Raw genomic sequence first — 6,398 nt, forward strand, 5'->3', positions numbered from 1 at the left:
ATTAGAACGAGTGTTTAGAAAAAGATGTGCCATTTATTGACATAGGAGCACTTTTTTTTGCTGTTTATTTGTAATATAACTTTGTTGTTCAAGTTTTCCATTAACAAATAAATTTCCTCGTTTGGTATATTTTATTTTATCTCCAGGCATTCCAATAACACGCTTGACATAAACTGTTTTTGCCGTTGTTGGTTGATTTTTATCAATTCCCTGCGCATGAAATGAGACAACATCATTGCGTCTGATTTTTGCTCTATTTAGTCTGTACACGATTTGATGATCTTTTAAAGTTGGGCTCATAGAGGCTCCCAAGATTACTTGACGTCCAAAAAATTGACCGATGATGAGTGCAATGAGCAACCCGATAATTACAGGAACGGTCCATCCAATTATGAATTTCATCCATTTGAGCAATTTTATTCCCCCAAAAAATTTAAGCTTCTATGATAGAATTTTTAATGTTTTTTTGACTATAATCACCTTAAGTGTACTTTTATATTTTGAATAGTACAACTTTTTTTAAAAGAAATTGTACTATTTGATGTGGGTTAATTTTAAAGATAGTTTAACATTTTTAAACATAATATAGAAATATATAACGCTAAATATATTGTTTTAAAAAACGGCTTTAATCAAAATAGATTTTTTATTATGAAATTAGTGTTCTTTGTATTCATGTCATTATAAAAGCAAATAATTGCTTAAATTAACTTGGAAAGGCTTCCGCCTTAGCTATACAACTATCTTCTTACGAATGTTGACTTGCCGTTATTGCTATATTAAGCTTACCACTAATATGATGAACTCATTCATATATCAAAATTATTGATGACTTTATTAATGGAGGGAAGGTCAATTTATGGTAAAGCTTTCAAAAGATGAAGAAAGAATGCTGGATGGAAAGTTAGGCAAAGGGACTCAGACGGCAATGAAGATTCAAGTCGCAATAGCGGAGGCATTTGGTGCCCCGTACATGGTCCCAATCTCTCGAGCACATGTGGCACTCAGTAACCAAGAAGCAGATTTATGGTTTGTTGAAAAACTTGTTAAACAAGGAGCACACTGCAGAATCAGACCGACTGTTAATCCAAGTTTTAACTGGGAACAAATGAGTAAAATTACTACTTTGAGAAAAAAAGATGAAGAGATAGTAAAGAGAACAGATGCAGCGTATAAAAAAATTGGAGCGATCATGACATACGATTGCACACCATATTTGCAACTTAATGTACCTAAAATTGACGAAATTATTTCTTATTCGGAATCTTCGGCTACACCGTTTGTTAATTCGGTTTATGGTGCAAAAACAAATCGAGAATCAGCTCAAAGCGCATTGTGTGCTGCCATAACTGGTGTGGTACCCTACTATGGTTATTTGAAAAAGGAAAATCGTAAAGGTGAAGTTTTAGTTAATGTCCTCGCAGAAATGAAATCAGATTTTGATTTTCAATTATTGGGATATGTTATACCCTTAAAAATCGGTTTTAAAATACCAGTTATCAATTTCAAAAATAAAGCAGTTAAAAGTAATTTCTCGAATGCATCACTGATGAACCTTGGGGCACAAATGAATACATCGGGAAATGTAGCAATTTACCATATTTTAGGCTTTACACCAGAGGCAAAAAATCTTAAAGATGCTTTTCAAGGTGATACTGTCCCGGAAACGATTGATATAACACAAGCGGATCTTGATTCAGTTCGCGATAAAATATCAGCACCTGCGGGGAAAATTGATTTTGCATTGTTTGGATGTCCTCATTTGACTTTTGAACAAATTCAAAGAGTTACTAACATAATTGGAGGAAAAAAATTAGCTGTTCCACTTTTTATTATGTCTTCAGATCCAACGCGAAGGCTTTGTGAACAGATGGGGATTCTAAGAACAATCCAAGAAACTGGTGGAGACATCATTTCTAATACTTGTATGGATCAACCCTGTTGGGAATTTCTATATGGCAAAAAAGGTGTTACTGATTCTCCTAAGTGTGCTTACTATACAAGGCGCAGAAAGATGGAGTTTGTAATTACAGATTTGGAAAGCGCAGCTTATGCAGCTTTAGAAGGAGAGGTTATTGATGAGCCAAAAAAACAATTCATTTAAATGTCATAAAATTTCTGAAGGTGAAGCAAGCGGGGAAGTACTTTTTTCAAAAGATGGAATTTGTTTTTACTTAATTGACCCAGAGACTGGAGTTGTAATTCAACGCAACCATTGTTTGTTTGGCAAAAGTATAGCTAATAAAATTCTTGTTTTCCCTAATGGAACTGGAAGTTCGGTTGTGCAAGCAGATGGCATGTATCAACTAAAAATGCACAACAATGCTCCTAGGGCAATGATTGTTGAAAATGCAGATACAACACTTGTGGCCAGCTCAATTATTATGGAAATGCCCTTGGTAGATAAGGTGGAAAGTGTATTTAAACAGGAAATCAGTAATAAAGACACTGTAAAAGTTAACGCTACAGAAGGAGTAATAACGCTTATAGAAAAGGAGGACTAAATTAATGATTAAAGATCAAGAACCTTTTTTTTGGATCATAGATGAGGAGTGGTCAGATTATGAAACTGAGCAAAATTTGATTAGAAAACAATATCCCAAAGCAACGATAAAAATCTCTGGATATGATTATGGAAAGGATTTAGAAAAATGGGGGAAACAGGCAGATATAATTTTAGCTCAAGTTTACACGGAAATTCCTGCTGAAATCATCAAGAAATTAACAAATTGCAGGGGAATAGCATTATTTGGTGGTGGCTATGATCGCATTGATATTGAACAGGCAGCAACAAAACATATTCCTGTGACGAACGTAAAAAATTATTGTAAGGAAGATATAGCTGAATATGTAATTAGCGCCATTTTATATTCTAACAAGCCAATAGATTCTTTTAGTAAAGTTATAGGCAAAAAAATGTGGGGATTGCAAGCAATGCCTAAATTAAAAAATAGAATAAACGAACAATCCCTTTTGGTAATCGGGTTCGGACGAATCGGAAAATTTGTTGCGCAGAAGGCACTCAGTCTAGGAATGAAAGTTTATGCCTATGATCCCAAATTACAAGTTGGAGCGGGTATCAACAATGTTGAATTTGTAGATTTAGCAGAAGGACTCAAGAATGCTGATTTTATTACAATTCATTGTAATTTATCAAAAGCAACGGAAAAATTGATTGGAAAAAAAGAATTTGCTTCTATGAAACAAAATTGTGTATTAATCAATACTGCTAGGGGCGGGATTATAAATGAGCCTGATTTATTAGAGGCAGTTGAAGAGAAAAAAATTTCTGGAGCTGTTCTGGATGTAATCACAGAAGAACCGCCTACCAATGAAAAAAATGAAATTTTAAATACAAAGAACATAATTGTAACTCCACATGTGTCATACCTGTCGATAGAATCAATTAATGAATTGAAAAAAAGGGCGGTAGAAAACGGAATTGCTTTATATGAGGGAAGATTAACAGATGATGTAGTAAATGGTTAAAAAGAGGGGGATGTCATAAATATGACTATAAATTTAAATGAAGAAAAAAATATGTTTTTGAAAACATTGCTGGTTGTACTATTTTCTTTTTTAGGAGTTTTTCTTTTCAGTAACATGTCGGTTAATGCGAGCAGTGACAAAACTGTAAAAATTGCCCATTCTTCCTGGATAGGTTTTTATCCATTAGATTTAGCGGAAGAAAAGGGATTTTTTAAAGATTACGGAGTCAATGTTCAAATTAAAGACATTGAAAGTAAATCAGATAGCAAGAGTGCTTTAGCAGCTGGAAAAATTCAAGGGGTCGCCACGTCACTTGATACTAACGTTTTGAGTGCTGCTAGTGGCTTAAAAATCCAAAATGTATTAGCACTGGATACTTCTAAGGGAGCAGATGGATTAGTCGGTAAAAATAATATTAAATCATTCAAAAACTTGAAAGGGAAAACAGTTGCTCTTGATACAACTGGTGGAGCTAGTTATTTTTGGTTTAATTACATGCTACAAAAAAATAATATGAAGTTAAAAGATATGAAAGTTGAATCCATGGATTCTGGAGCAGCGGGAAGTGCCTTTGTCTCAGGAAAAGTTGATGCTGCTATGACTTGGCAGCCTTGGTTAAGTAAAGCAGGAGCAACAAAAAATGGGCACATAGTAATGTCTAGCAAAAGTTCACCTGGAATAATAGTTGATACATTGGGGTTGAGTACAAGTTTTATCAAAAAACATCCTCAGGAAGTTAAAGGAATCATAAAGGGGTGGTACAAAGCATTGGCATACATGAAATCAAACCCTAAAGCTGCCTACGCAATTATGAGCAAGAAAGCTGGAATTGCGCCTAAAAAATTGAAAAATGAGATGACAACACAGATTAAACTGTATGACAAAAAGGAAAATAAAAAGTATTTTGGGACAGCTAAGAATAAAGGAAATATCTATAAGATTTCAAAAATTGCTTCAAACTTATGGTATACTTCTAAAATTTCCAACGCTAAAGCTAACGTGAATGAATTAACAAATCCAACATTTGTTAATGCTATAAAATAAATCTGTTTTTAAGAAAGTGGTGAAAACTTTGAGCCAATCTAAAGCTAGTGTGACTGATAAGAAACATGAAACTGAAGAATTATTTAAAAAGAAAGATAAGAAGAAAAAAAGTTCATTCTGGAAAAAAGTTTTAGTTCCGCAGAAGAGAATTCCAAAAAAAGTGTCTTTAACCTTAAGTATCCTTTCGTTTGTGGTGATAATAATACTTTGGTGTTCAATTACTTATGGAAAAATAGTAGGTTCAATGTTTGTACCAACACCGGGAGATACGCTAAAGGCGATGGGAACAATGTTTTCTAACGGTTTCTGGAGTGATATTGGAATTACTGTTTATCGTGTAATGGCAGGCTTTTTAATTGCACTGGTGATAGCAATTCCGCTAGGTATTTTGGTTGGTGCGTACAGTCCCTTAGCGGCAATCTTTGAGCCGGTTTTCTCTTTTATAAGATATATGCCAGCTTCAGCATTTATTCCCTTATTCATATTTTGGATTGGAATTGGGGAGTCGGAAAAAATTGCGATCATTATTTTAGGAAGTTTACCACAGTTGGTTTTAATGATTGCGAACGATATTCGAAACGTTGAAAAATCATTGATTGAAGTGTCATACACACTTGGTACGAATACATTTGATGTTTTATGGAAAATAATTTTGCCTAAAAGTTTGCCTGATATCATGAATACTATCCGAATAGTTTTAGGTTGGGCATGGACTTACGTTATTGTTGCTGAAATTGTAGGAGCTTCAGCTGGAATTGGTTTTAGTATTTTACAGGCACAACGAACCTTTCAGGTAGATAGCATATTTGTCGGAATTCTTACTTTAGGAATAATTGGCTTAATTGTTGACACTTTGTTAACTTTTCTTAACAAAAAAATTTTTGCATGGAACTTTTAGGGAGGTTTGAAAATGACTGAAAGCATTGTGGTAACTAATGTCTCAAAACAATTTCACACTAAAAGCGGTGACGTTCAAGCATTGAAAAATATTAATTTAGCAGTTCAAGATAAGGAATTTGTCTCGATTCTTGGAACATCGGGTTGCGGGAAGTCAACATTATTGAGAATTATTGGAGGATTGGAAACATCTACTAGTGGAAAAATTGAATGCCATAATCGAATTGTAGATGGACCTGGTGTTGATCGGGGAATGGTCTTTCAACAGTATAGCTTGTTTCCTTGGATGACAGTGAGTCAAAATATTGAGTTTGGATTAAAACAAAAAAATATTGATAAAGATACACGCAAAAAAATTGCAAAAAAATACGTAAGATTGGTTGGGTTAAAAGGCTTTGAAGATTTATATCCAAAAAATCTTTCTGGAGGCATGAAACAGAGAGTTGCATTAGCAAGGGGATTAGCTAACAATCCAGAAGTTTTACTTTTAGATGAACCTTTTGGTGCACTTGATATGCAAACTCGAGAAGTTATGCAGGAATTATTACTTAATATATGGCAAGATTCGCCTAAGACGATCATGATGGTAACACATGATATTGAAGAAGCAATTTTGCTGGCAAATCGAGTAGTTATTATGAGTTCTCATCCAGGGGAAATTAAAGAGGTCATTGAAATTAAGTTGGGAAGCAAAAGAACATTTGAGACGAGATTAACTGAAGAATTTCTTAGATATAAAAAAATAGCAAGTGAAATAATTCGTTCAGAGAGCGCAAAAATTATGTAATAAAAAATAAAGGCTTTGTGTAAGAGGGTGAGAAAACTTGGTTAAAAGTGAAACGTTGAGTTTGAAAATCAATAAGAAACGAATTAAAAATAATATTCAAAAATTGGGTCAAATTGGTTTAAGTCCTAGTGGAGGAGTCAATCGCTCACTTGCGAGTCAAGCGGATGTTGATTCACGGGAA

At 34.0% G+C, this 6,398-nt stretch carries 7 protein-coding genes; 6 read left to right on the forward strand and 1 reads right to left on the reverse strand.

Going from position 1 to position 6,398, the window contains the following annotated elements:
* Positions 1-33: 33 nt before the first annotated feature.
* Entirely contained in the window at positions 34-414 is a 381-nt protein-coding gene (lepB, locus tag FD20_RS11805; RefSeq protein ID WP_057738758.1) for a signal peptidase I, read from the reverse strand.
* 445 nt (positions 415-859) lie between these two features.
* Between lepB and FD20_RS11810 the strand changes: the two genes are divergently transcribed.
* Genes FD20_RS11810 through FD20_RS11835 form a run of 6 tightly spaced genes read left to right on the forward strand, consistent with a single transcriptional unit; the run spans position 860 to position 6,217 of the window.
* Positions 860-2,104 carry an aconitase X catalytic domain-containing protein gene (locus FD20_RS11810; protein WP_057738760.1) on the forward strand — a complete coding sequence of 415 codons (1,245 nt, stop codon included), beginning with the start codon at positions 860-862 and terminating at the stop codon, positions 2,102-2,104.
* Positions 2,079-2,504: an aconitase X swivel domain-containing protein gene (locus tag FD20_RS11815; RefSeq protein WP_057738762.1), complete on the forward strand. Its 426-nt coding sequence runs from the start codon at positions 2,079-2,081 to the stop codon at positions 2,502-2,504. Before FD20_RS11810 ends, FD20_RS11815 begins: the two co-directional genes overlap by 26 nt.
* Before the next feature lie 4 nt (positions 2,505-2,508).
* Positions 2,509-3,489 (forward strand): NAD(P)-dependent oxidoreductase, encoded by a 981-nt coding sequence (locus tag FD20_RS11820; protein WP_235807783.1) that lies wholly within the window; start codon positions 2,509-2,511, stop codon positions 3,487-3,489.
* 21 nt (positions 3,490-3,510) lie between these two features.
* Complete coding sequence (locus FD20_RS11825; protein ID WP_057738764.1) at positions 3,511-4,533, forward strand: ABC transporter substrate-binding protein; 1,023 nt, start codon at positions 3,511-3,513, stop codon at positions 4,531-4,533.
* A gap of 28 nt (positions 4,534-4,561) precedes the next feature.
* Positions 4,562-5,431, forward strand: coding sequence for an ABC transporter permease (locus FD20_RS11830; protein WP_235807784.1), 870 nt, complete (start codon positions 4,562-4,564; stop codon positions 5,429-5,431).
* Positions 5,432-5,443: 12 nt separating this feature from the next.
* Entirely contained in the window at positions 5,444-6,217 is a 774-nt protein-coding gene (locus tag FD20_RS11835; RefSeq protein WP_057738766.1) for an ABC transporter ATP-binding protein, read from the forward strand.
* The last annotated feature ends 181 nt before the right edge of the window (positions 6,218-6,398 follow it).

Origin of the sequence: Liquorilactobacillus uvarum DSM 19971 (assembly GCF_001434935.1) — a bacterium.
Classification (GTDB): Bacteria; Bacillota; Bacilli; order Lactobacillales; family Lactobacillaceae; genus Liquorilactobacillus; species Liquorilactobacillus uvarum.